Source organism: Janthinobacterium sp. 1_2014MBL_MicDiv (genome assembly GCF_001865675.1).
Classification (GTDB): Bacteria; Pseudomonadota; Gammaproteobacteria; order Burkholderiales; family Burkholderiaceae_D; genus Janthinobacterium.
Map to the genome: position 1 here is coordinate 4,776,229 of NZ_CP011319.1, position 22,612 is coordinate 4,798,840.

The 22,612-nt window shown below is 62.4% G+C and carries 22 protein-coding genes; 5 read left to right on the forward strand and 17 right to left on the reverse strand.

Features of this window, described 5'->3' with window-relative positions; translation table 11 throughout:
• Nucleotides 1–55: 55 nt before the first annotated feature.
• Together YQ44_RS20625 and YQ44_RS20630 are read left to right on the forward strand one after the other, a co-directional pair.
• Nucleotides 56–1,360 carry a hypothetical protein gene (locus YQ44_RS20625; protein WP_071324982.1) on the forward strand — a complete coding sequence of 435 codons (1,305 nt, stop codon included), beginning with the start codon at nt 56–58 and terminating at the stop codon, nt 1,358–1,360.
• 60 nt (nt 1,361–1,420) lie between these two features.
• Entirely contained in the window at nt 1,421–2,638 is a 1,218-nt protein-coding gene (locus tag YQ44_RS20630) for a DUF5009 domain-containing protein (protein WP_198043778.1), read from the forward strand.
• Between the two features lie 2 nt (nt 2,639–2,640).
• Here YQ44_RS20630 and YQ44_RS20635 read toward each other — a convergent pair whose 3' ends face one another.
• From YQ44_RS20635 to YQ44_RS20645, 3 genes are all read right to left on the reverse strand, one after another.
• Entirely contained in the window at nt 2,641–3,753 is a 1,113-nt protein-coding gene (locus tag YQ44_RS20635) for an acyltransferase family protein (RefSeq protein WP_071324984.1), read from the reverse strand.
• Complete coding sequence (locus YQ44_RS20640) at nt 3,750–5,060, reverse strand: glycoside hydrolase family 18 protein (RefSeq protein ID WP_198043780.1); 1,311 nt, start codon at nt 5,058–5,060, stop codon at nt 3,750–3,752. The genes YQ44_RS20635 and YQ44_RS20640 overlap by 4 nt, the downstream gene beginning before the upstream one ends.
• A gap of 124 nt (nt 5,061–5,184) precedes the next feature.
• Nucleotides 5,185–7,803 carry a TonB-dependent receptor gene (locus tag YQ44_RS20645; protein ID WP_198043782.1) on the reverse strand — a complete coding sequence of 873 codons (2,619 nt, stop codon included), beginning with the start codon at nt 7,801–7,803 and terminating at the stop codon, nt 5,185–5,187.
• A gap of 500 nt (nt 7,804–8,303) precedes the next feature.
• Here YQ44_RS20645 and YQ44_RS20650 point away from each other — a divergent pair, with 500 nt between their 5' ends.
• Nucleotides 8,304–9,044 carry a GntR family transcriptional regulator gene (locus YQ44_RS20650; protein ID WP_071324986.1) on the forward strand — a complete coding sequence of 247 codons (741 nt, stop codon included), beginning with the start codon at nt 8,304–8,306 and terminating at the stop codon, nt 9,042–9,044.
• A gap of 174 nt (nt 9,045–9,218) precedes the next feature.
• Here YQ44_RS20650 and YQ44_RS20655 read toward each other — a convergent pair whose 3' ends face one another.
• The 10 genes from YQ44_RS20655 to rpsP all read right to left on the reverse strand — a co-directional run bounded on the left by YQ44_RS20655 (nt 9,219) and on the right by rpsP (nt 16,790).
• Nucleotides 9,219–10,721 (reverse strand): nitrilase-related carbon-nitrogen hydrolase, encoded by a 1,503-nt coding sequence (locus YQ44_RS20655; RefSeq protein ID WP_156894928.1) that lies wholly within the window; start codon nt 10,719–10,721, stop codon nt 9,219–9,221.
• A 2-nt stretch (nt 10,722–10,723) separates the two neighbouring features.
• Nucleotides 10,724–11,542, reverse strand: a complete 819-nt coding sequence (locus YQ44_RS20660; RefSeq protein ID WP_071324988.1) for an AraC family transcriptional regulator — start codon at nt 11,540–11,542, stop codon at nt 10,724–10,726.
• A gap of 90 nt (nt 11,543–11,632) precedes the next feature.
• Entirely contained in the window at nt 11,633–12,082 is a 450-nt protein-coding gene (locus YQ44_RS20665) for a CBS domain-containing protein (protein ID WP_071324989.1), read from the reverse strand.
• Between the two features lie 81 nt (nt 12,083–12,163).
• A complete protein-coding gene (locus YQ44_RS20670) occupies nt 12,164–12,493 on the reverse strand; it encodes a DUF3579 domain-containing protein (RefSeq protein WP_071324990.1) in 330 nt (109 codons plus the stop codon).
• Between the two features lie 251 nt (nt 12,494–12,744).
• Complete coding sequence (locus YQ44_RS20675; protein ID WP_071324991.1) at nt 12,745–13,704, reverse strand: CobD/CbiB family protein; 960 nt, start codon at nt 13,702–13,704, stop codon at nt 12,745–12,747.
• Nucleotides 13,705–13,801: 97 nt separating this feature from the next.
• Nucleotides 13,802–14,461, reverse strand: coding sequence for a CoA pyrophosphatase (locus YQ44_RS20680; protein WP_071324992.1), 660 nt, complete (start codon nt 14,459–14,461; stop codon nt 13,802–13,804).
• A gap of 196 nt (nt 14,462–14,657) precedes the next feature.
• On the reverse strand, nt 14,658–15,041 hold the full coding sequence (rplS, locus tag YQ44_RS20685) for a 50S ribosomal protein L19 (RefSeq protein WP_010395528.1): 384 nt from the start codon (nt 15,039–15,041) through the stop codon (nt 14,658–14,660).
• A gap of 129 nt (nt 15,042–15,170) precedes the next feature.
• Nucleotides 15,171–15,917, reverse strand: coding sequence for a tRNA (guanosine(37)-N1)-methyltransferase TrmD (gene trmD, locus YQ44_RS20690; protein ID WP_071324993.1), 747 nt, complete (start codon nt 15,915–15,917; stop codon nt 15,171–15,173).
• A 50-nt stretch (nt 15,918–15,967) separates the two neighbouring features.
• Entirely contained in the window at nt 15,968–16,525 is a 558-nt protein-coding gene (gene rimM / locus YQ44_RS20695; RefSeq protein WP_071324994.1) for a ribosome maturation factor RimM, read from the reverse strand.
• A 13-nt stretch (nt 16,526–16,538) separates the two neighbouring features.
• Nucleotides 16,539–16,790 carry a 30S ribosomal protein S16 gene (gene rpsP / locus YQ44_RS28395; RefSeq protein WP_010395524.1) on the reverse strand — a complete coding sequence of 84 codons (252 nt, stop codon included), beginning with the start codon at nt 16,788–16,790 and terminating at the stop codon, nt 16,539–16,541.
• Between the two features lie 287 nt (nt 16,791–17,077).
• Here rpsP and YQ44_RS20700 point away from each other — a divergent pair, with 287 nt between their 5' ends.
• Both YQ44_RS20700 and YQ44_RS20705 read left to right on the forward strand, forming a co-directional pair.
• Nucleotides 17,078–17,512 (forward strand): NINE protein, encoded by a 435-nt coding sequence (locus tag YQ44_RS20700; RefSeq protein WP_071324995.1) that lies wholly within the window; start codon nt 17,078–17,080, stop codon nt 17,510–17,512.
• 136 nt (nt 17,513–17,648) lie between these two features.
• The gene (locus tag YQ44_RS20705; RefSeq protein ID WP_071324996.1) at nt 17,649–18,275 is read left to right on the forward strand and encodes a glycine zipper 2TM domain-containing protein; all 627 of its coding nucleotides are present in this window, start codon (nt 17,649–17,651) and stop codon (nt 18,273–18,275) included.
• Between the two features lie 182 nt (nt 18,276–18,457).
• Here YQ44_RS20705 and YQ44_RS20710 read toward each other — a convergent pair whose 3' ends face one another.
• The 4 genes from YQ44_RS20710 to YQ44_RS20725 all read right to left on the reverse strand — a co-directional run bounded on the left by YQ44_RS20710 (nt 18,458) and on the right by YQ44_RS20725 (nt 22,586).
• Complete coding sequence (locus tag YQ44_RS20710) at nt 18,458–20,248, reverse strand: acyl-CoA dehydrogenase (RefSeq protein WP_071324997.1); 1,791 nt, start codon at nt 20,246–20,248, stop codon at nt 18,458–18,460.
• Nucleotides 20,249–20,340: 92 nt separating this feature from the next.
• Nucleotides 20,341–21,273: an electron transfer flavoprotein subunit alpha/FixB family protein gene (locus YQ44_RS20715; protein WP_071324998.1), complete on the reverse strand. Its 933-nt coding sequence runs from the start codon at nt 21,271–21,273 to the stop codon at nt 20,341–20,343.
• Between the two features lie 42 nt (nt 21,274–21,315).
• Nucleotides 21,316–22,065, reverse strand: coding sequence for an electron transfer flavoprotein subunit beta/FixA family protein (locus YQ44_RS20720; RefSeq protein ID WP_034759884.1), 750 nt, complete (start codon nt 22,063–22,065; stop codon nt 21,316–21,318).
• A 263-nt stretch (nt 22,066–22,328) separates the two neighbouring features.
• On the reverse strand, nt 22,329–22,586 hold the full coding sequence (locus YQ44_RS20725) for a sulfurtransferase TusA family protein (protein WP_225317265.1): 258 nt from the start codon (nt 22,584–22,586) through the stop codon (nt 22,329–22,331).
• Nucleotides 22,587–22,612 lie beyond the last annotated feature (26 nt).

The window sequence follows — 22,612 nt, forward strand, 5'->3', positions numbered from 1 at the left end:
ATGCTGCGGCAGCCAGTGCCGGAGCGTATTTTTGTTATTGATTGAAGGATTGACCATGTCCCAATTCCGTCTTGCCCGTCTTAGCCTGATCCTGGCCGCCATCGGCCTGAACGCCCTGCCAGCCCTGTCGCACGCGCAGGATACCAAGCCTGCAGCCGCTGCAGCCGCGCCGGCCGACAGCGTGCGTCCTGAAATCTTCAAGCTGCTCGACCCGGCTGTCGTCAAGGTGTCGATGGATGCGAAAAATTACGCCGACGTGCAAAGCCGCATCGACCAGGCCGCCGCCATCCCGGCCCTGACGCCGTACGAGACGTTCGTGCTGAACCGCCTGCGCGTGGCGCTGGCCTCGGCCACCAACAATGCGCCCATGGCCATGACGGCACTCGAAGCGGTGATCGAATCGGGCAAGCTGGAAAAGAATGTGCAGGGCGATTTCATCCAGGCGCTGGCCAACTACCATTACAACGCCAAGGATTACCCGAACGCCATCAAGTGGTTCACCCGTTACCAAACGGAAACAGGTGACGTGGCCACCGTGCGCCCTTACATCATCCGCGCCTACTACTTCAGCAATGACTTCGCGCGCGCCAAGCAGGAATTGCTGGCCGACGTGACCGCCAAGCAGCAGGCGGGCAAGACGCCGACGATCGAAGAGCTGCAATTGCTGGCCAACACGGGCTCGAAAAGCAAGGACCCGGCCACCTACCTGATCGCCATGGAAAACCTGGTGCGCTACTACCCGTCGGATGACTACTGGACCGACCTGCTGGGCCGCGTGCAGAGCAAGGCTGGCTATTCCGACCGTTTCGCGCTCGATATCCTGCGCCTGCAATTCAAGGCCGTGGGCACCATGCCGCCGCAAGACTATAGCGACATGGCGGAAATCGCCCTGCAGAACGCCTTCCCGACGGAAGCGAAAAAAGTCCTCGACGCCGGCTACGCCAAGGGCGTGCTGGGCACGGGCGCGAATGCCGCCAAGCACAAGAAACTGCGCGACCAGGCCAACAAGGCTGCCGCCGACGACGTGAAGAACATCGCCAGCGGCGAAGCGTCGGCCATGAAGAGCAAGGATGGCACGGGCTTGATCAACCTCGGCTACGCCTATGTGACGATGGACCAGTTCGACAAAGGCATCGACCTGATCGAAAAGGGCATCGCCAAGGGCGGTCTGAAGCGTCCTGACGACGCCAAGCTGCGCCTCGGCTACTCCTTGGCCATGGCTGGCAAGAAAGAGGAAGCGATCAAGGTGCTCGATACGGTCAAGGGCGGCGACGGCGTCGGCGACCTGGCCCGCTACTGGATCCTGTGGCTGAACCGTCCTGCCACGGCAGCGGCGGCGCCGGCAGCAGCGGCACAGTAATTCTTGCCAGAATAATTTCTGCAAGAGCGGTTCCCGGTCAGCGCCGGGGCCGCTTTTTTTTTGACCTCTTTCTCCTCCTCCATGCCGCCAGCCACCGCAGCCACCGCCACCGAACGCCTGATCAGCCTGGACGCCTTCCGCGGCTTCGTGATCGTCGCCATGATCTGGGTCAACTACCTGGCCGGCATGCCCGGCATCGCCCACTGGCTCGAACACGCGGGACCGCGCGCCGACGGCATCACCATGCCGGACCTGGTCTTCCCCGGCTTCCTGTTCATGGTGGGCATGGCGATCCCGCTGGCCTTGCAGCGCCATTGCGGCCACGTCACGCCAGCCCTGCTGGGACGCCTGTTGTGGCGCTCAGGCAGCCTGATGCTGGCTGGCGTGGTGCTGGCGAACGCCTACCGCTACGATGCGCGGGCGGCGCTGCTGCCGCAGGCCATGTATTTCCTGCTGTTCTATGCGGCCATGATACTGCTGTGGCGCCAGGGCGCGGGCAAGCTGGAGCTGGCGGCGGGCGGCGCACTCATGCTGTTCCTGCTGGCAACGTTCCGGGGAGAATTGAACAGCGAGTTTTCCAGCACCTGGCTGCAACCGTCGTGGTGGGGCATCCTCGGCATGATAGGCTGGGCGTATCTGCTGTGCAGCTTGCTGTACCTGGCGTGCCGGGGCAGCGGCACGGCGCTGATGGGCGTGTTGGCCCTGCTGATCGCACTGTACATGGGCGGCACGGCCGGCAGCCTCGCTTTCCTGCCGGCCAGTATCAACGCCATCGTCAACGTGCCGCAGGTGCTCGGTTCGACGGCCGCCAATGTGCTGGCCGGCACCCTCGTGGGCCAGCTGTTCCTGCGCGGCTCCCCCTTGGGCCATGCACAGAGGATACGTTTCATGGCGTGGTTCGCGCTGGGACTGTTTGCCGCCGGCATGCTGCTGCGGCCATATCACCACATCAACAAGATCGCGGCGACGGAGTCCTACACGCTCGTGTGCAGCGCCCTCATCCTGGCCCTGTTCCTCGTGTTTTATGTCGTCATCGACGTGTGGCGCTGGCGCGCCTGGGCGGTCGTGCTGCTGCCCGCCGGCACCAATGCCCTGTTCGCCTACATCGTGCCCGACCTGTGGCAGCAGCTGGCGGCCGTGCTGCACCTGCCGCGCTTCTGGTGGCCCTATCTGGCGGCGGGCGGCGCGGCCGGCCTGTGGAATGCCGCCGCCGTCACCGCCCTGATGCTGCTCTTCACGGCCCTGGCCAGCCGTCACGGCCTGAAGCTGAAGTTCTAGCGCTAGACCTTGATGTAGATCTTGCGCTTGTCCATGCCGTAGGCGATCAGCCAGCACAGCAGCATGAAGCTGACGGCAAACAGCAGCGACCCCAGGCGTGCCGGCGCCCAGCCCGTAAAGCCGTGCTGGTACAGCCACTGGTACAGGTTGCCGCCGCCGATGCGCACGGTAAACGCGATGATCACCAGCACTTCCGACAGCAGGTAGATGAACAGCGTGTTCTTGCCGAACACTTCAAAGAAGTAGGTCCAGCCCGTCATTTGACGCACGTCAATGATGAACATCAACAGCGCCAGCAGCAGCAAGTCCAGGCCGATGCCCAGCATGACGTAGGAGCTGGTCCACAGCTTCTTGTTAATCGGGAACACCTGATTCCAGCACAGGGCCACGGCCACGCAAATGACGCCAGCCACGGCCAGCTGCAGCAGGCTGGAACGCAATTGCGCCGGCGCCGCCTGGCGCAGGAAACTGCCCGCCAGGTAGCCGGCGATGACGTTGACGATCGATGGCAGGGTGCCAAGGATACCTTCGGGATCGAAGGCGATGCCTTCGCCGTGGTACAGGTGGCTGTCCCCCAGCAGCAATAAATCCAGCTTGGCCGGCGCATTGCCGTGCAGGCTGTAGTCGCCCCAGGTGGCCAGGATGGCCCAGTAGCCGAGCAAGGCGGCAGCGCTGAAGAGCAACGCACCGCGCGTCTTCCAGTAATGGAGGATCAGGGCGGCGGCCAGGTAGCACACGGCGATGCGCTGCAGCACGCCGGGAATGCGCGTGTGCGACAACGGCGACCAGGCAAACTGGCCCGCATCGTCGATCCTGAAGAAGGGGAACCAGTATAGCAAAAAGCCCAGCCCGAAGATCAGCGCGCTGCGCTTGCACAGCTTGGCCAGCACGGCGCCATGGCCCAGGTGTTCATACTTGCCCAGCGCAAAGGCCAGCGCATTGCCGACGACAAACAAAAAGCTGGGAAACACCAGGTCCGTCAGCGTAAACCCATGCCATTCGGCATGCAGGAAAGGGGCATACACGCTGCCCCAGTCGCCAGGCGTATTGACGACAATCATCAGGGCGACGGTCAGGCCGCGCAGGACGTCGAGGGCGAGATAGCGCTGGCTCATGGCTGAGGCGACAAAATAGGCGCCAGGGCCGTGCCCAGCGTGTGCTGCGCGTCACCGCTCAACTCCCAGAACATGCCGCCGCGCAAACCCTTGGCGCGGATGTAGCGCACCTTTTCGCCCACCGATTGCGCATCCTCATAACTGATGAAAACGCCGCTGTCGCGGTGGTATAGAAATGGTACCTTCGAGGCGGCATTCCAGTGGCGCTGGAAGCCGCGCGCACCCTTGCCGTCGGCCAGGTAGCCCTGGTCGACCAGGTGGCGGTAGGTAAATGTCGGCGTGCCGTCGTTGCCGCTGGCAGCGCCCTGGCAAGCCTGGTACAGGCCGTCACCGCGGGGGCCGGCGGCGCACTGCTTCCAGCCATAGCCATAGAAGGGCACGCCCAGCACCAGTTGCGCCGCCGGCACGCCGGCGCGCAGGAAGCGCGCGACGGTCGCATCCACATGCAGATTCTTGTCGCGCAGCGGGTCGGCCGGGTCGGCGTACAGGGGCGCCAGCTGGCCATTCTCGGCATCCCACACGCCGCGATAGTCATACGTCATCAGGTTGATCCAGTCGAGCTGCGCCGCCAGGCGCGCCATCCAGCCGGGCGCAGCTTCGCTGTCGTCGGTCAGGCTGGCATGCGCGCCGGCGGCGATGGTGATCAGGTAGTGGCGGCCTGCGGCCTGTTTGCCGGCCTGGTCGAATGCGCTGCGCAGCTCGCCAACCAGGCGCACATAGTTCTCCTTGTCGTCGCTGCGGTGGCAGACCCTGCCTTCGATGCAGGGAATGCCGCCCGTGGCAGGATGCTCCCAGTCGATATCGATACCGTCGAGGCCGTGCCGGCGCACCAGTTCCAGCGCGGAAGCGATAAAGGCCTGGCGCGCGGCCGGCGTGGCGGCCACGTCCGAAAAGCGGTTCGACCAGATCCAGCCGCCCACGGACAGCAAGACGCGCAGCCGCGGATGATTTTTCTTGAGCGCATTGAGTTTGCGCAAGTTGTCGGCATCGGCTTGCGGCGCCGGCAGCACGATGCTGCCATTCGCCGGCCTAGCAGGCTGGCCGTCGGCTGCCAGACAGGCCTGGACACCGCCACCATCGGGCGCGGGGTTGCCATGCTCGCCGTCCCAGCAGATATCGGCAAATGCATACTGGATCAGGCTGACATTGCCAGCGCGAATATTGTGTTCGTTAACTGGAAAATCGGCCGATTTCCAGCCGGGATAGTATGCCACCACTTCCGGCGCGAAGGCCGGTGCGGCGGGAGCGGCGGCGGCGGCCAGCGGCAGCGCGCAGGCGAAGCAGGCCAGCATGGTATGGAATGTCATCGTATTCATCTCGCTACAGAAAGAAAAGCATCTTGCAATAAAAAAATGGCGGAGCCAGCTGCGCTCCGCCATGCGTCATGCCATCCCGGGTGTCCGCCGGGAGGCAACGACTAAGTCCAACGTCTTACATCTTGCCTTGCAATGCCAGGTAGATCTGACGGCCGTTCTTGTAGAACGCGCCTGGCATGTCATCCGAACCCTGGGTCTTGATAACCGAGCGCGACAGTGGATTGTTGAGGTCCTTGCCGTCCAGCGTGATGGCCAGGTTTTCCGTCAGCTGGTAGGCGATCGATGCCGACAGGCTGCCGATGCCGGCCTGGTACGCGGCGCTGCGACGCGAGGTGCCGTTCAGGAATTCCGAACGGTAGCTGTACGTCAGACGTGCGCTGAACTTGTTGTTTTCGAAGAAGGCACCCAGGTTATAGGCGCTTTTCGAAGTACCGATCATGGTGCAGTCGCCGGTATCGCCGCATGGCGAACCCTTGACCTTGCCCGTTTCCTTGCCATCGGTGTAGGTGTAGTTGGCGTTCACACCGAAGCCTGCTGGCAACGCTTGCACGTAGGACAGTTCCAGACCCTTGACTTCCGCCGTGGTATTGGTTGGCGTGCCAATTTCATACTGGGTGAACTTGTTCTGCAACTGGTTGTAGAACGTCGTCACACCCTTGCCGTAGGTCACATAACCGTCGAGCGACGAGTAGAAGATGCCAGCCGAGACCATCGATTTCGGTGCAAAGTACCATTCCACGCCCACGTCGGCGTTGTTCGAACGGATAGGACGCAGGTTAGGATTGCCGGCATTGCCGTCGAGCTGGTTGTCGCGCAGATCCAGGCCAGCCATCATGCCCAGTTCAGGACGAGCCATGGTACGGCTGATGCCGAAACGGCCCACGATATCTTTCGTCACGTCGAGGCGGAAGTTGGCGCTAGGCAGGAAATCATTGTACGTATTGGTGTAGTTCTTGATTTCGTACTGGGCAGCCGGATTCAGCTCGTAGCGGTTGACGTCTTCCTTGGTGTGCACATAACGCACGCCGAAGTTACCCGACAGGCCTTCCGTGCCGAAGTTCGCCATCGCGTACACCGACTGGGTCGGTTCCTTGATGTTGAACTCGGACTGGCGCAGGTTGCCTTCATACGTGGCATTCGCTTTCAGCCACTTGTTGACGCTTGCTTGCGAGAACGTCCAGTAACCGGCGCCATTCACGCCCAGGTCCTTGAAGTTGCTTGGGAACGAGGTCAGGCCATCCATGGGCAGGTTGGCGGTCACGCCCAGCGATGGCTTGGCGACGATGCCGATGGCCGTCAGGTCACGCTTGTGTTCCGCGACACGGGCGCCGAATTCCACGGACGAGATCGCTGGCAGGTCCAGCTTCAGGATACCGTCGATCTGGCCATAGGTTTCCTTGTCGTTCGCGGTCACGTGCGAGCCGTAGGTGTAAGGCGTTGCCTGACGGCCGCCGATCGAGAACTTGTCCGCGCCCGGGGTATCGTAGATCACGCCGTGCTTGGCGCCGTTCTGGGTATAGCCGCCGCCCGTCCAAGGCATCCAAACGCCCAGCGCGCCGCTTTCCGTATTGCCGACACCCTTGGTCGTGCCGACTTTACCCGAGAAGGTCAGGCGGTCGTTGACGCGGTACTTGGCATCGATGTTGAAGAAGTCGGACTTGCTTTCCGCCACAGGACGGCTGAACTCTTCCTGCACTGCGCTCGAGTAGCCGGCGCAGACGGCGCCGCAATTGGCTGGCACCGTGGTGTGCAGGCCGGTGACGATACCGCCCTTGTAGGTACCGCTGACGTTGCCAACAGGATAGCCGCCCTTGCTGCCCGTTTCCAGGCCCACGGTCTGGATGAAGTTGTGGTTGATGTTCGGTGCGTCGAGTTCGGAGTGGAACAGGCTGAAGTCCAGGGTCAGCGCGCTCGATGGCTTGATCTGCACGTCGATCAGGCCGCCCTTGCGGGTGCGTTCCTGTTCAAACCAGGCGGTGCCGCCCATGTAGTTGACGCGGCCACCGGCCGAGCCTGGCAAGGCGCCAGCCACTGCCGAATCCGCGGCAACGCCGTCATACCAGACGCCGTTTTCCTGGCCGACACGGCTCAGCTTACGCTTCTGGTAGAAACCCTGCACCATCACGCCCATGGTACTGGCATCGTTCTTCCAGTTAATCATGCCGCTGACTTGCGGATCTTTCTTGCCCGAGTTGGACGAGTACACGGCGCCCAGGCTGACCTGACCCGTAATTTGTTTCTTGAAGTCCAGCGGTTTGCGCGATTCGATATCGATCACGCCCTGTGCGCCGCCTTCCAGCAGGTTCGCTTGCGAACCTTTGTGCACGGTGACGCGGCCGATCAGTTCGGAAGGGAACAGCGAGAAGCTGACGCTGCGGCCACCACCGATGATGTTATCGGCAAACCAGTCGCCGCTGCTGACCGAGTGGCCATTGAAGGTGGTCAGGGTCAGGCCGAACGGCGTGCCGCGCAGGGCCACGCGGTCGTTTTCGCCAAAGCTGCCTTCGTTGCCGCCGGCAGCGGCGACGCTGACGCCTGGCACGCGTTGCAGGGAGTCGGCGATGTTTTTGTCGGGCATCTTGCCCACGTCTTCAGCCGTGATCACTTCGACCAGGCTGTCGGAATTGCGTTTTTGGTTCAAGGATTGTTGCAGCGATGCACGGATACCCGTCACGACGACGGTCTGGCCTTCATCGACTTCCGCCGTTGCTGCCGGCTTGGCCTCTTTGGTCACGGCTTCCTGAGCATGCGCCGAGAAACTCGCGCCTGCCATCAACATAGCCACAGCAGCGGCGATAGGCGTCAAATTGCGTGCTGCAGAGCTAGCTGTCAAATTGCGTTTCATGTACTCCCCCTTGATTTAGGCTCCAGGATTGGAACCTTTTCATTTTTAACGTAGGTCTTCTTTCCAGCCCGCCCACTCTCGCCGGCATGCTGCAGACCCTTCGGTACAACCACTTACAAAACCAATTCAACGCCAATATACTACTAACCAATACCAGAACACTACCAGTTGCAACTTTTTTTTTATAACGTTGTTTGAATCACACAGACCACTTCTCCATAATCATTCCGTAGCCCGTATGGCGAGCTTAAATACCAGCGGCGAGCCATTCGAAATTGCTGGCTTGATAATTCAAATTGGTTTTACAACGGTCTTTTTTGGTATTATCCAGCGACACAAAACAGATACAGAGCGCGTCTGCAACGCGCCGTAACGGAGACCCTCAGCGAATGACAACCCTGGCTCACATCATGCAAGGCCTGGGGCAGACGAGTAGCCTGCCCCTGTACCAGCAATTGCAGCGCGCGCTGCGCGAAGCGATCGACAAGCGCATACTCGGCCCCGATGAAGCGCTGCCGGCCGAACGCCAGCTGGCCAGCGACCTGGCCGTGTCGCGCATCACCGTGCGCAAGGCCATCGATGGCCTCGTGAATGAGGGATTGCTGGTACGCCGCCCCGGCTCGGGCAATTTCATCAATACGCGCATCGAGAAGAACTTCGCCAAGCTGACCTCGTTTTCCGAGGACATGCGCGCCCGCGGGCGCACGCCGCGCAGCGTCTGGCTCAAGCGCTCGGAAGGGACGGTGACGCCGGAAGAAGCCTTGCGCCTGCGGCTGTCGCCGGGCGCGCCCGTCTACCGCTTCCACCGCATCCGCTATGCGGACGAGGTGCCGATGTGCCTCGAGTACGCCACCATCGTGGCCAGTTGCCTGCCGGGACTCGACGCCGTCGACATCTCCATGTATGACGCGCTGGAACATGCGGGCAACCGGCCCGTGCGCGCGTTGCAGCGCCTGAGCGCGCTGTTGCTGACGGGCGAGCAGGCCAGCCTGCTGCAGGCGGAGGAAGGCGATGCGGGCCTGTCGGTGGAAAGGCTGGGCTTTTTGCGCGATGGCCGCGCCGTGGAATTTTGCCGCTCCTACTTCCGCGGCGATATGTATGACTTCGTGGCCGAATTAAGTACCAATTAATACCGGATGCACGATTTTGGCAATACCAGCTGAAACCACTTATTGCAGTGCAATATATAATCGCGCAACGCGGCTATATATGCACCATGCTGGTGAAATAATATGCGCTGATTATCTGGCGCAATAGAAGATAATATGAAACGGGCAGGCTTTACCTGCCCTGGCGCCGGCCATTCAACGGGACACGGGCGCCGCCGGCCCACCGGCGCTGTGCGGTGCAGCATCGCGGCCCGCGCGCCACCGCCCCATGAACAGCAGGGGCAGGCCCAGCGCCACGCAGAGCCAGCCGAAAAGCGGCCCCAGCCAGCCGGCCCAGGGCGCGACCGGCACGCTTGCCGGCAACGGCGCCAGCAAGGTCGTGCCCGGCATGGCGCTGCTGGCCCGTTCCGCCAGCACGCGGCCATGCGCATCGCTGACCGTCAGCAAGCCCTCGCGCGCCGCGCGCAGCACGGCATAGCCATTCTCCACGCCACGCACCACGGTCATGCGCGCGCCCATCCAGGCGTCGCGCTGGAAATCCCAGGCCGGCACCAGCATCACGCCGGCCCCGGCCGCGCCGTAAGCCTGGCCCAGAGCAGCAAAATGCATGTCCTTGCAGATGGCCAGGCCCATGGCCCGCCCCGCCACCGGCAGCACGGCATAAGCATTGCCAGCCAGGAAGTCGCGCTCGGGCGGCGCCAGATGATGTTTCTGGTAACTGACGGGGGCGGTGCCATCGGGCGCGAACAGCCAGGCCAGGTTGCGCCGGCCGGCAGCGTCTTGCACGCCGACACCCAGGGTTAGCCACACGCCCGTGCTGCGCGCCAGCGCCTGGAAGCGCTGCTGCACCGCAGCGGCCTGCGCCGGCGCCAGTACGGCTATCTTTTCCGGCAACAACACCAGCCGGGCGCCCTGCCCGGCCAGCTGCGCCACGTGGCGCGCATACTGGTCCCATACGGCTTGCGCCTGCGCCGGCGGCGTTGCCGGGCCAATAAAATCATCGATGGCGACCAGCCCCGCCAGCGGCCCGTCCGGCGCCCGCGCATCCTGCACGCGCCACGCGCCCGCAGCCGATGCCGTCACCGCCAGCAGCAGGCTGGCCGCCGCCGCCGGCGCATACGCGCGGCCGCCGGCCAGCAGCAGTGCCAGCGCGGAGGGCAGCAGGCACAGCAAGAACAACAGGCCCGGCACGCCCGCCAGCGCGGCCACCTGCAGCACGGGCACATAATCGGCCTGCGAGTACGCGAGGCTGCCCCAGTTGCCATCCTGCAGGAAGGCCGCCATCAGGGTATCGATGGCCACCCACAGCAGCGGGTAAGCCAGCACCGTCCAGCCCGCCCGGTAGCGCAGCACGAGACGCCGCGTGGCCGGCACCACCAGCAGCCACAGCAATGCCTTGGCGGCGATCACGGCCAGCACGGCCGGCAGGGGCATGAGCAGGCGGAAATAGGCGACGTTGGATGACAGGCCCACCACGGCGGCAAGCAAGGTCATCCAGGCGGCATCGCGGCGCGCCGAGCGCAGGGCCAGCAGCAGCACGGGCAGCGGCGCCAGCCAGGCCAGCCAGCCCGCCGGCTGCGGCCCCAGCACCCAGTACAGGGGCAGGCCGGCGCCCAGGGCGGCAGCCAGTTGCAGCAGGCGCCGGTGCAACGGGGGACTGCCGGCGAACAGGGCCGGCTCAGACAAACCAGGTAACATGATCATTCCTTCAAGGGAAGCCAGATTTCCACGCCGCCAACGCCGCTGGCGGGATCGAACTGCGGGCCGTAGCGTTCGAAATCGGGCGCGTCGGCCGCTTCCAGGCCCGACTGCGGCAGCCACGCGTTCCACAGCGTATGCCAGGTGGCGCGTATCGTGGAAATATGGCCGCGGTGGCGAAAGACGGCGTAGCGCCGGGGCGCGATGCGCAGCCGCGTCCAGCCGTCGGGCACGCTGGAAAAGTCGGCCACCTCGCTGGCACACAGATAATCGAAATTACCCGCATCGTCATTGTTGCAGCACACGCCATACACCACCGATGCCGGCGCCACATGGGGCAGGAAGCGCTGCCACAAGGCGGGGATGCCGGCACTGGTTTCCGCCCGATAGCGTTCGACCAGGCCCGCCAGCAGCAGGGCCGGGGCATGTTCGAAACGGGGCGCTTCCAGCGCCACGCTCAGCGTTTTATCCATCCTGATGGCCGCCACCAGCGCCAGGTTGTCGACATGGCGCTGCGCCCGCACCATTTCTGGCGTGACATCGAATTGCTCGCGAAAGGCGCGGGTAAAGGCTTCGTGGGAACCGTAGCCGGCTTCGAGCGCGACGGCGAGGATATCCTGCGCGCCCTGCGCCAGCGCGCGCGCCGCCTCGCTGAGACGGCGCGCGCGCACATAGCGCATCACCGAGTGGCCCGTGGCCAGGCCGAACGCGCGCGTCAGGTGGCAGCGCGAGGCGCCGCCCACCTGCGCGATGTCATCGAGCGAGATGTTGTCCGCATAATGCGATTCGATATACCAGAGGGCCTTGGCCAGATAGCTCATGAACGCTTCCCGTTGAACGAGCAGCGACTGTAGCATTTTCAGGCGAGGGGGATTTGATCGGCATTGCGCAATATCCGCCTGCCGCCGCGGCTATTTGCGCGCCAGCTTTTCGTGCGCCAGCTGGCCGCTGCTGACGCGCGCCAGCTCCGCCATCTCCTGGGCCAGGAAGGCCAGCAAGTCGTCGATACTGACGATGCCGCAGAGGCCACCCAGGCTGTTGACCACGGGCAGGCGGCGGATGCCGTTGGCGCGCATGCGCTCGATGATGTCATAGGCGTCTTCGTCTTCGCTGGCCGTGAGCAGCTGTGCGCTCATGATGTCGCCCACCAGCAGGCTGGCAGGGTCGAGGCCCAGGGCGATGACGGAAATGACGATGTCGCGGTCGGTGAGGATGCCGACGGGGACGCGCTCGCCGTTGGGCTGCTCGGCCACCACCAGGTCGCCCACGTGATGCTGGCGCATCATCAGCGCCGCTTGCTGCACGCTCGTGTCACGCTGGCAATAGATGGCGTGCAGGGTGCAGATTTCGCCGATACGCATGTCGCCGCTCCCTTGTTTTCAGAGCGTCAACGTTACGCCAGCCCGTCGTGGCGGGCTTGAGGCAGATCAATGGAACAGGGATTACTTCTCTTCAGGCGGAGGCAGGAAACACGCCTCGACGATCTGCAGGTCGTTATCCTTGGCAAACTCGCGCACGAAGTGAAACGCCATCGGTTCGATTTCGCGCAGCTTGGTATTGACGACGACGGACTTGACGCCGTTGACCACGGTCGGGCGCACGTAGGGCGAATACTGGAGGTGCGCGTTGCGCCCGCCGCCTTCGGGATTGAAACAGGACATCACTCCGCAAAGGCGCTCGGCCCAATCGCTGGGTCGGAATTGCTTGCCATTGCTGGTGAGACCAAGGATGAAGAACTCGTCGGAGAGTTCGTTTTGAGATAACTCGGCCATGTGGCTTGTCGGGACTGGATTGCGTGAATGGCCCCGGCGGGTAAGCCGGGCTGGTAGTTCAGTTGTATCACTGCACTGCGTTTGCTGCGGTAAGCCAGTATTATATCTTATAGAAGACTTGGGTTCTACCTCGATCTGCCGTGCCGATGCAAACAGGGGCCGCCGCGGATACCGCGCCAGCCCCCTATTTTACCCGTGTTCCGCGCGCAAGGCGCATGGACAGGCGCTGTGCGCCTGAGCAGCTGCCGGCATCAGCCGAGCCAGACAGCTCCCGACAGCAGCAGCAACAGCAGCATCCACAGCAGCAAGGCGCGCCAGACCAGGCCCACCGTGCTCTGCAACGCGCGCGCGCCAGGCTCTTCGCCGGGCAGGATATCGCTTTCGCTGTCGCTGTCATCGACGGCCATGTCCGGCGTGACGACCACGCGGGCCGCCGTTTCCGCCGGCGTGCCCAGGCGCACGCCCATGGCGCCGCCGCCGGCCGTCAGGATGATGCCGATCGCCTCGTCCTGCCAGCGCTGGGCGAAATTGCGCCAGGCATAGATGGCGTCTTCAAAGTTGCCGACCACGGCAAAGGCCACGGCCGTCAGGCGCACGGGTATCCAGTCGATCCAGTAGAAGGCGCGGGCGGCGAACTGGCCGAATGCCTCATTGCGCATATGCTCGGGCTCGTTCCAGGCGCGCGCCAGGTATTCGGCCACGCGGTACATCACGGCGCAGGCAGGTCCCAGCGGCATGAGGAACCAGAAGAAGACGCCAAATACATTGCGATGCGTGGTGATCAGGGCTTTTTCCACGGCGATGCGGGCGATCTCGCTCGCCTCCATGCCCACCGTGTCGAGCTTGGTCCACTCGGCCAGCAAGGTGCGCGCGGATGCTTCGTCGCCGGCGCTCAGGGCCAGCTGGATCGAGGTGAAGTAATGGCTGTAGTGGCGGAAGCCCAGGGTCAGGTAGACGATGAGGATATTCCAGGCGAAGGCCACCAGGGTCAGCTTGTAATACAGCAAGATCCAGTAGATGCCTGCCGTCGGCACCATCAGCGCGCCGATCATGAGGAACCAGCCCATGCGGCCATGGCTGGCGTGGCCGGCATTGAACCAGGTCTCCATGCGCATCGCCAGGCTCTTGATCTCGGCGTAGATCGGATTGTCCGCGCGCAAAGGTTTGAGCTGCTCGATCAGTAATGCGCAAAGTATGGAGAGAAATGTCATCAAACGTCCTTTTTGTCTTTTTCAGCAATACCGCAATGCCCGCTACGATAGCGCAGTGCAGTGCTGGAATCAAACTTATTACGTGCGGGGCGCCATTTTACGCGCGCAAGAGGTGAAACAGGTTGCGCAGCATGCCGGCCGTGGCGCCCCAAATGTAAAAGCGCTCATACGGCATGGCATAAAACGAACGGCGTCCGCCCGGCAGTTCCACCGACAGGCGCTGGTGATTCACGCCATCCATGAGGAAGGCCAGCGGTACTTCGAAGATTTCCGCCACTTCCGACGGGTCGGCCTGCAAGGTAAATGGCGGCGTGACGAGGCCCACCACGGGCGTGACCCGGTAACCGGTGCCCGTGAGGTAGTCGGGCAGGCGGCCCAGCACTTCGATATGCTGGCGCGACAGGCCCACCTCTTCCTCCGTTTCGCGCAGGGCCGTGGCGATGGGCGTAGCGTCGAACGGTTCGCTGCGCCCGCCAGGGAAGCTGACCTGCCCCGCATGGCTGCTCAGGTGGTCGGTGCGCATGGTCAGGAGGATGGTCAGGCCCTGCGGGCGTTGCACGAGGGGGATCAGCACGGCGGCCGGCACCGGTTCGGCGCGGGCGGACAGGAAATCCTGGGTGATCTCGGGCTGCCAGTCAGGCTGTTCGCGCAGGCGCAGGCGCAGCCAGTCCGGCGTCAGGCGCGCGGCGTCCAGCGCCGCCTCGCCCGCGATCGAATCGATGGCAAGTTGCTTGGGATCAAATGCGATAGTGGCCATTGCCCCTCCCTCATGATTAAAATCACCTGGCAAAAAACGTCGCGAGCGGAAGGACGAGGTGGCCGTGACGCGCAACCGTACTCTGGTACGGTGAGCATGCAGGCTACCTATGCCGACGCGCAGCAGCTTAGGCCAGGTATCGCCATAAAAAAAGGGGCACCGTGAGGCACCCCTTTTCCCAACGCAGACGCTGATATTACGCGCTTGCTTTCGCCACAACGCGGCGATTTGGCAATTTTTCTTTGATACGCGCCGATTTACCCGAACGCTCACGCAGATAGTACAGCTTGGCGCGGCGAACATCACCACGGCGTTTCACTTCGATCGAAGCGATCAGCGGCGAGTACAGTTGGAACGTACGCTCAACGCCTTCGCCGGACGAGATCTTACGAACGATGAAGTTCGAGTTCAGGCCACGGTTACGACGCGAGATAACGACGCCTTCGTAAGCCTGGGCGCGCTTGCGCGTACCTTCGACTACGTTGACGCTGACGATAACGGTATCGCCTGGTGCGAATTCAGGAATGGTTTTACCCAGACGAGCAATTTCTTCCTGCTCTAATTGTTGAATCAAGTCCATTTTTATAACTCCGAAAACCATCATGCCGGCGCACTGTGGATAGCAAGTATCCGCCCGGTAGAGGATGGGTATTACATATGGGCAACATGCCCGGCACTACAACCACCCTGCAAGCCTTCCAGGGAAAGCTTACAGGCTGGCCAAGAATTTTTCATCGGCCTTGCTGAGCAAGCCGGCGGCGCGCGCACTGATCAACAGATCAGGACGCTTTTTCGCGGTCGCTTCCAGCATGCGCTGGCGGCGCCACTTGCCTATTTCGGCATGATTGCCACCCATCAGGACGGGCGGCACGGCCATGCCTTCATATGTTTCCGGCCGCGTGTAGTGCGGCGAATCGAGCAAGCCATTGACGAAGCTGTCCTCGATGGCCGATGCCTCGGTGTTCAAGACACCCGGCAACAGGCGGATCACCGCATCCATCAGCGCCATGGCAGGCAATTCACCGCCCGACAGGACGAAGTCGCCAACGCTGATTTCCTCGTCGACGCAACGGTCCAGCAAACGCTGGTCCACGGCTTCATAGCGGCCACACAGGATCACGAGACCAGGCTCGGCTTTCAGCTGCGTGACGCGCTCGTGCGTCAGCGGACGGCCTTGCGGCGACATGAACACCACGCGCGGCGCGGCCAGACCGAGGTCAAGCTGGCGCTGCTTCGCGGCCGTAATTGTCGCTTCGAGCGGACGGGCCATCATCACCATGCCGGGGCCGCCGCCATAGGGGCGGTCATCCACGGTACGGTGATTGTCGCTCGTGAAATCACGGGGATTCCACAAGGACAAGCCACATTTATTCTGTTCGAAGGCACGCCGGGTCACACCCGACTGCGTCAGCGCGGCAAACATTTCCGGGAACAGGGTCACGACATCAAATTGCATCGCTCGCCATCCCGCAAATATTGCCCAGCGCAAAGTTAAGCGCAGGCGGTTTAATAATCGAGGCCCCAGTCGACCGTGATCTTCTTGGCGGCCTTGTCAACGTTAATGACAAACTGGCCAACAAACGGGATCAGGCGCTCAGGCGCCTTTTCAACGGTCTCATCGGCAGTGGCGACCGGCGTGACGCGCAAGATCGATTGCGGACCATTGCTCATCATGTCGTGCACTGTGCCGAGGCACTCGCCTTGCAAATTCTCAACTGTCAATCCGATCAGATCGGACCAATAAAATTCATCGGCCGACAGCGTCGGGAAATGGCTACGCGGAATTTGCACAGAGACGCCCTTCAGCGCTTCTGCGGCATCCCGCCCGACCACACCCACCAGCTGGGCCACGACGTCGCCGCCGTGTAACTTCGCTTGCCTGACTTGAACATCATGCAAGGTCGGTTTATCAAACCACCAGGTTTTGACGCTTAATAATGCATCCGCGTCGTCGGAGAAAGGAGTGATCCTGACCCCGCCAGCAATGCCATAGGCACCGGAGACATAGCCTACCTGTACCAGGTCATCGGGGACTTTCACCCCGGATGCAGTCTTGACCGTCAAACCAGTGATCTAATTAAGCTGCTGCTTTGTTGTTGCTAGCTACCAGGCGAGCAACGGTTGGCGACAATTGTGCGCCAACGCCTTGCCAGTAGGCCAGACGGTCTGCGGTGATACGCAGTGGAACTTCGCCACCTTGCGCCATCGGGTTGTAAAAACCGATACGCTCAATGAAGCGACCATCGCGGCGATTGCGCGAATCAGTAGCGACGATGTTGAAGAACGGGCGCTTCTTGGCGCCTCCACGAGCTAAACGAATAACGACCATAATATTTCCAAAAAGTGTGCTGAGGCGGAAAAAGCCGCAAATTATAGCGCGCTTTACCGCCAGGCAGCAAGCGTTATGATGACGGGCGTGTAATTTGGGCTAATCAAACATTATGACCAGTCAGCGCCGAAGACGCAATAGGCGCGTGCACCTATCGTGCCGGCAATGCCACGGCCAAGCCTGAAAATCAGGCGCTATCGTCGCGCACGGTCAGACGAAAGTGCTACCGCTGCGCCCGACAATGCGCAATACTGAACATCTTTATCGATGAGCAACTCTGGAGCCCCATGACCACCACGACCATTTTGCAACATTCGCACAAGAACAAGGCGTTCACCTCGCTGCTGGCCTTCCTGCTGGGCAGCCTCGGCGCACACCGCTTCTACCTGCACGGCACCAGGGATGCCTGGGGCTGGCTGCACCTGGCCGCCCTGCCCGCCACCTTGCTGCTGCGCCAGCTCTTTCCCGACGCGGACTGGTTTTACCAGATATTGCCCCTGACCCTGTCCGCGCTGGCCGGCTTCCTGGAAGCGCTGGTGCTGGGCTTGATGCCGGACGACAAGTGGGACGCGCGCTACAACGCCGCTTCCGGACGCCAGTCGGACACGGGCTGGCCGCTGGCCGTCGTGCTGGTCGCTACCTTGATGCTAGGCGCGGGCGTGCTGATCGCCACCATGGCGCGCCTGTTCGACTTGCTGTACACAGGCGGCGCCTACGGTTAATTTCCATATGGAAATTGCATCAAATCGCTGGCGCCACACGCACATGTAAGTGTTGGTAAGCAATCATGATTTTCCTCTATACTGCATTCACAATGCCGGCATTACTGGCACATTCAACACCCAACTGGAGAAGATCATGATTCGTCGCCCTTTCATCCTCGCAGTGGCCATCACGGCCCTGTTCAGCACTTCCGCCTTCGCACAGAACCTGTCGCCCAAGGCGCAATACGCCTACGACACGAAGCAAGCCAACACGCGCTATGCGGACGACAAGAAATTGTGCGCAGAAGAAACCAATTCGAAAGCCCGCATGCAATGCCTGCGCGACGCCAAGAGCGAATACGACCAGGCCATCATCAACGCCAAGGCGGCGCAAAAGGCCGGCAATTCGTATGCGGGCCAGAACAGCAAGCCAGCCCAGCAGCAAATCTGCGCCGATTGCGGCAAGGTGCTGGCGGTCAACGTCAGTGAAAAAGCCGGCGAAGGCGGCGCCCTGGGCATGATCGGCGGCGGCGTGGCCGGGGCCCTGCTGGGTCGCCAGGTCGGCGGCGGACGCGGCAAGGACCTCGCTACCCTGGCCGGCGCCGCCGGCGGCGCTTTCGCGGGCAAGCAAGTCGAAGGCCACATGAAAAACAGCAAGGTGTGGACCGTCACCGTGCAATACGAAACGGGCGCCAAGGCCGACTTCGCGTTCGACCAGGACCCTGGCCTGGCGGCCGGCGACCTGGTACGCAATTCCGGCAACGGCATCGCCCGCCGCTAAGAACGCAGGCACAGCGTCCATGGCGGCGTTGCATTGCCTTGTAGCACTAGCGTGCTGCCGGCGACAAGGCGCCTTGCCCTGAACGCTATCCCAGGCATTCTTGATAGAAATAAAAAAAGCGCTGGAGATCACTCTCCAGCGCTTTTTAACATGCAGCCAGCTTGCGCCGGCCTTGTCTCAACTTAAAACTGCTCTTCCGACAACGCCATCACGCCGGCGCTGCCGTCGATGATGGTGGCGCGCAAGCCTGGCGCTTGCGACAGGATGTGGTCGGCGAAGAAGCGCGCCGTGGCGATTTTTGCGTTGTAGAACGAGGCATCACCGCTGCCCTCACCCAGCTTTTGCTGCGCCGCCACGGCCGCGCGCGCCATTTGCCAGCCGCCCAGCACGATGCCGGCCAGCTTCAGGTAGGGCACGCTGCCAGCAAACACGGCCTTGATGTCCGCCTTCATGTTCGCCACCACATACTCGACCACGGCTTCCAGCGCGGCACTGCCTTCGGCCAGGTGGCGCTGCATGGCCTGGAAGTCGGCGCCGGAGAGTTCGCCCAGCTGGGCTTCCGTGGCGCGCACCTGGGCGATGATGGCTTTCGCCACAGCGCCGCCGTCGCGCACCGTCTTGCGGCCCACGAGGTCGTTGGCCTGGATGGCCGTCGTGCCTTCGTAGATGGTCAAAATCTTGGCGTCGCGGTAATGCTGGGCGGCGCCTGTTTCCTCAATGAAACCCATGCCGCCATGCACCTGCACGCCGTCGCGCGTGACATCCTGCGACATTTCCGTCGACCAGCCCTTGATCACGGGCACCAGGTACTCATACGTGGCCAGGCTTTCCGCGCGCACTTCCGCGTCCGGATGGTGGTGCGCCACGTCGCTGATGGCCGCGCCCACGTAGGCCAGCGCGCGCGCCGCCTCCGTCTGCGAACGCATCGACATCAGCATGCGGCGCACGTCCGGGTGGTGGATGATGGACACGGGACCGGGCGAACCTGCCAGGTCGCGCGACTGCACGCGGTCCTTGGCGAACGCCACCGCCTGCTGGTAGGCGCGCTCGGCCAGGCCGATGCCCTGCAGGCCGACGCCGAAGCGGGCCGCGTTCATCATGATGAACATGTATTCGAGACCGCGGTTTTCCTCGCCCACCAGGGTGCCGATGGCGCCGCCATGGTCGCCGAACTGCAATACCGCCGTCGGGCTGGCCTTGATGCCCAGCTTGTGTTCGATGGAGACGCAGTGGGCGTCGTTGCGCGCGCCCAGGCTGCCGTCCGCGTTGACGAGGAATTTCGGCACGATGAACAGGGAAATGCCTTTCACGCCCGGCGGCGCGTCCGGCGTGCGGGCCAGCACCAGGTGGACGATGTTTTCCGCCATGTCGTGCTCGCCATAGGTGATGAAAATCTTCGTGCCGAAGACTTTATACGTGCCGTCGCCCTGCGGCACGGCGCGCGTGCGCACGGCGGCCAGGTCGGACCCCGCTTGCGGCTCCGTCAGGTTCATGGTGCCCGTCCACTTGCCCGACACCAGGTTTTCCAGGTACGTGGCCTTCTGTTCATCGCTGCCGGCCGTCAACAGCGCTTCGATGGCGCCATCCGACAGCAGGGCCACCAGGGCAAACGATATGCTGGCCGAGTTGAGCATTTCGATGCAGGGCGTCGCCAGCAGCTTGGGCAAGCCCTGGCCCCCGAACTCGGTCGGATGCTGCACGCCCTGCCAGCCCGCTTCGCCATACGCCTTGAACGCTTCCTTGAAGCCTTTCGACGTCGTCACCTGGCCATCGTGCCAGAAGCTCGGCTCCTTGTCGCTGGGGCCGTTCAAGGGGGCCACCACGCCGCCGCAGAACTTGGCGTTCTCTTCCAGCACGGCTTCGGCCGTGTCGGGCGTGGCGTCCTCGCAGCCCGGTAAAGTGTGGATTTCGGCCAGGCCGGCCAGTTCGTTCATGACGAACAACATGTCTTTCAGCGGGGCTTGATAGCTCATCTTCTTCTCTCCAAGAAAAAAGCCACGCGCGGCTCGCCGTGTGGGGCGGGCCGGCGTGGCTTCGTAATATACAAAACCGGATCGGGTTTAAATTAACCCAGTTCTTTCACCAGTTGCGGCACGATCTCGAACAGATCGCCGACGATGCCGTAGTCGGCCACGGCAAAGATCGGCGCTTCCGGATCCTTGTTGATGGCAACGATGGTCTTCGAATCCTTCATGCCGGCCAGATGCTGGATCGCGCCCGAGATACCGACGGCGATGTACAGCGATGGCGCGACGATCTTGCCCGTCTGGCCCACTTGCCAGTCGTTCGGCACGAAGCCGGCGTCGACGGCGGCGCGCGAGGCGCCCATGGCGGCGCCCAGCTTGTCGGCCAGCGGTTCCAGGATGTGGAAGTTTTCCGCCGAACCCATGCCACGGCCACCGGACACGATGATTTTCGCGGCGGTCAGCTCAGGACGGTCGGACTTGGCCAGTTCGCGGCCCACGAAGGCCGACTTGCCGTTGTCGGCGACGGCGGCGATGGTTTCGGTGGCAGCCGAACCGCCGGTGGCGGCAGCCGCATCGAAACCGGTGGTGCGCACGGTGATGACCTTGACCTTGTCGCCAGATTGCACGGTGGCAATGGCGTTACCGGCGTAGATCGGGCGCTCGAAGGTGTCGGGCGAGTCGACCTTGGTGATTTCCGAGATTTGCGCCACGTCCAGCTTGGCGGCAACGCGCGGCAGGATGTTCTTGCCGTAGGCGGTGGCCGGGGCCAGGATGTGGCTGTAGTTGCCGGCGATGGCCAGCACTTGCTCGGCCACGTTTTCGGCCAGGCCGTCGGCGAAGTATGGCGCGTCGGCCACGATGACTTTCGTCACGCCGGCGATTTGCGCGGCGGCAGCGGCGGCGGCAGCCGCGTTCGAGCCTGCGACCAGCACGTGCACGTCGCCGCCGCACTGGGCAGCCGCGGTCACGGTGTGGTGGGTGCTACCCTTTAAGGTAGCGTTGTCGTGTTCAGCAATAACTAATGCGACCATGATGTGTCCTGTAATTGTTCTGGATAAACGGCGGGGCCGCGCTTAGATGACTTTGGCTTCGGTACGCAGCTTGGCGACCAGGGTGGCCACGTCCGGTACCTTGATGCCGGCCGAGCGCTTGGCTGGCTCGACGACTTTCAAGGTTTTCAGGCGTGGCGCGACATCGACGCCCAGGTCTTCCGGCTTGACGGTCTCGAGCGGCTTTTTCTTCGCCTTCATGATGTTCGGCAAGGTCACATAGCGTGGCTCGTTCAAACGCAAATCGGTGGTGATGATCGCTGGCAAGGTCAATGCCAGGGTTTCCAGGCCGCCGTCGACTTCGCGCGTGACGGTGACCTTGCCGTCTTCCAGCACGACTTTCGAGGCGAACGTGGCTTGCGGCCAACCCAGCAGGGCTGCCAGCATCTGGCCGGTCTGGTTGCTGTCGTCATCGATCGCTTGCTTGCCCAGGATGATCAGTTGCGGCTGCTCTTTCTCGGCCAGGGATTTCACCAGCTTGGCCACGGCCAGCGGTTCCAGTTCGGTCGTCGTTTCCACCAGGATGCCGCGGTCGGCGCCGATGGCCATGGCCGTGCGCAGGGTTTCCTGGCACTGCGTCACGCCGCAGGAGATGGCGACCACTTCAGTGACCTTGCCGGCTTCTTTCAGGCGCATCGCTTCTTCCAGTGCGATCTCATCGAAAGGGTTCATCGACATTTTGACGTTGGCGGTATCGACGCCAGTGCCGTCACTCTTGACGCGGACTTTGACGTTGTAGTCGACCACGCGTTTGACGGGTACCAAGACTTTCATAGCTATGCCTTTGGGAAATTATAAAAATGACGGATCAAGTGCTGATTGTGCGTTCGATTATAAGAGAAATTTGAATCTTGAACCGAATTTAAGCACGATCGTGCGATTTTTTGTTAGAGCAATCCATCTAAACTGTCCAGCTTTGATGATTTCAGGGGGCTCGGCCGCTACGCTGCAGGGCAGCAAAAGGGCCAGAAAGTGACGCAAAAACGGCACGGCAAGGAGAAAGCCAGGCCGCGCCACGGCGGCCCCGGCTGGCAGAATTATTTGCGTTGCATCAGGAAGACGAACTCGGTGCCCGTCTGCACATGCGACAGCAGGGCATTGCCCGTTTGCTTGGCAAAGGCCTGGAAGTCGCGCACGGAACCGGGATCGGTTGCCATGATGCGCAGCACTTCGCCACTTTGCAGCTCTGACAAAGCCTTCTTCGCCTTCAGAATCGGCAAGGGGCAGTTCAAGCCCCGCGCATCGAGTTCTTTGTGAAATTCCATAATCTCGGTATCAAGTAGTGTGTCGCTCATCATCAATATCCCACCATTTTTGTTGT

Coding starts and splice junctions, on each gene's coding strand:
- YQ44_RS20670 (WP_071324990.1), bottom strand. CDS start 12,493: ATGGCCGAGTTATCTCAAAACGAACTCTCCGACGAGTTCTTCATCCTT.
- YQ44_RS20700 (WP_071324995.1), top strand. CDS start 17,078: ATGACCACCACGACCATTTTGCAACATTCGCACAAGAACAAGGCGTTC.
- rpsP (WP_010395524.1), bottom strand. CDS start 16,790: ATGGTCGTTATTCGTTTAGCTCGTGGAGGCGCCAAGAAGCGCCCGTTC.
- YQ44_RS20650 (WP_071324986.1), top strand. CDS start 8,304: ATGACAACCCTGGCTCACATCATGCAAGGCCTGGGGCAGACGAGTAGC.
- YQ44_RS20720 (WP_034759884.1), bottom strand. CDS start 22,065: ATGAAAGTCTTGGTACCCGTCAAACGCGTGGTCGACTACAACGTCAAA.
- YQ44_RS20705 (WP_071324996.1), top strand. CDS start 17,649: ATGATTCGTCGCCCTTTCATCCTCGCAGTGGCCATCACGGCCCTGTTC.
- YQ44_RS20635 (WP_071324984.1), bottom strand. CDS start 3,753: ATGAGCCAGCGCTATCTCGCCCTCGACGTCCTGCGCGGCCTGACCGTC.
- YQ44_RS20725 (WP_225317265.1), bottom strand. CDS start 22,586: ATGAGCGACACACTACTTGATACCGAGATTATGGAATTTCACAAAGAA.
- trmD (WP_071324993.1), bottom strand. CDS start 15,917: ATGCAATTTGATGTCGTGACCCTGTTCCCGGAAATGTTTGCCGCGCTG.
- rplS (WP_010395528.1), bottom strand. CDS start 15,041: ATGGACTTGATTCAACAATTAGAGCAGGAAGAAATTGCTCGTCTGGGT.
- YQ44_RS20660 (WP_071324988.1), bottom strand. CDS start 11,542: ATGAGCTATCTGGCCAAGGCCCTCTGGTATATCGAATCGCATTATGCG.
- YQ44_RS20710 (WP_071324997.1), bottom strand. CDS start 20,248: ATGAGCTATCAAGCCCCGCTGAAAGACATGTTGTTCGTCATGAACGAA.
- YQ44_RS20655 (WP_156894928.1), bottom strand. CDS start 10,721: ATGTTACCTGGTTTGTCTGAGCCGGCCCTGTTCGCCGGCAGTCCCCCG.
- YQ44_RS20715 (WP_071324998.1), bottom strand. CDS start 21,273: ATGGTCGCATTAGTTATTGCTGAACACGACAACGCTACCTTAAAGGGT.
- YQ44_RS20625 (WP_071324982.1), top strand. CDS start 56: ATGTCCCAATTCCGTCTTGCCCGTCTTAGCCTGATCCTGGCCGCCATC.
- YQ44_RS20675 (WP_071324991.1), bottom strand. CDS start 13,704: ATGACATTTCTCTCCATACTTTGCGCATTACTGATCGAGCAGCTCAAA.
- YQ44_RS20665 (WP_071324989.1), bottom strand. CDS start 12,082: ATGCGTATCGGCGAAATCTGCACCCTGCACGCCATCTATTGCCAGCGT.
- YQ44_RS20640 (WP_198043780.1), bottom strand. CDS start 5,060: ATGACATTCCATACCATGCTGGCCTGCTTCGCCTGCGCGCTGCCGCTG.
- YQ44_RS20680 (WP_071324992.1), bottom strand. CDS start 14,461: ATGGCCACTATCGCATTTGATCCCAAGCAACTTGCCATCGATTCGATC.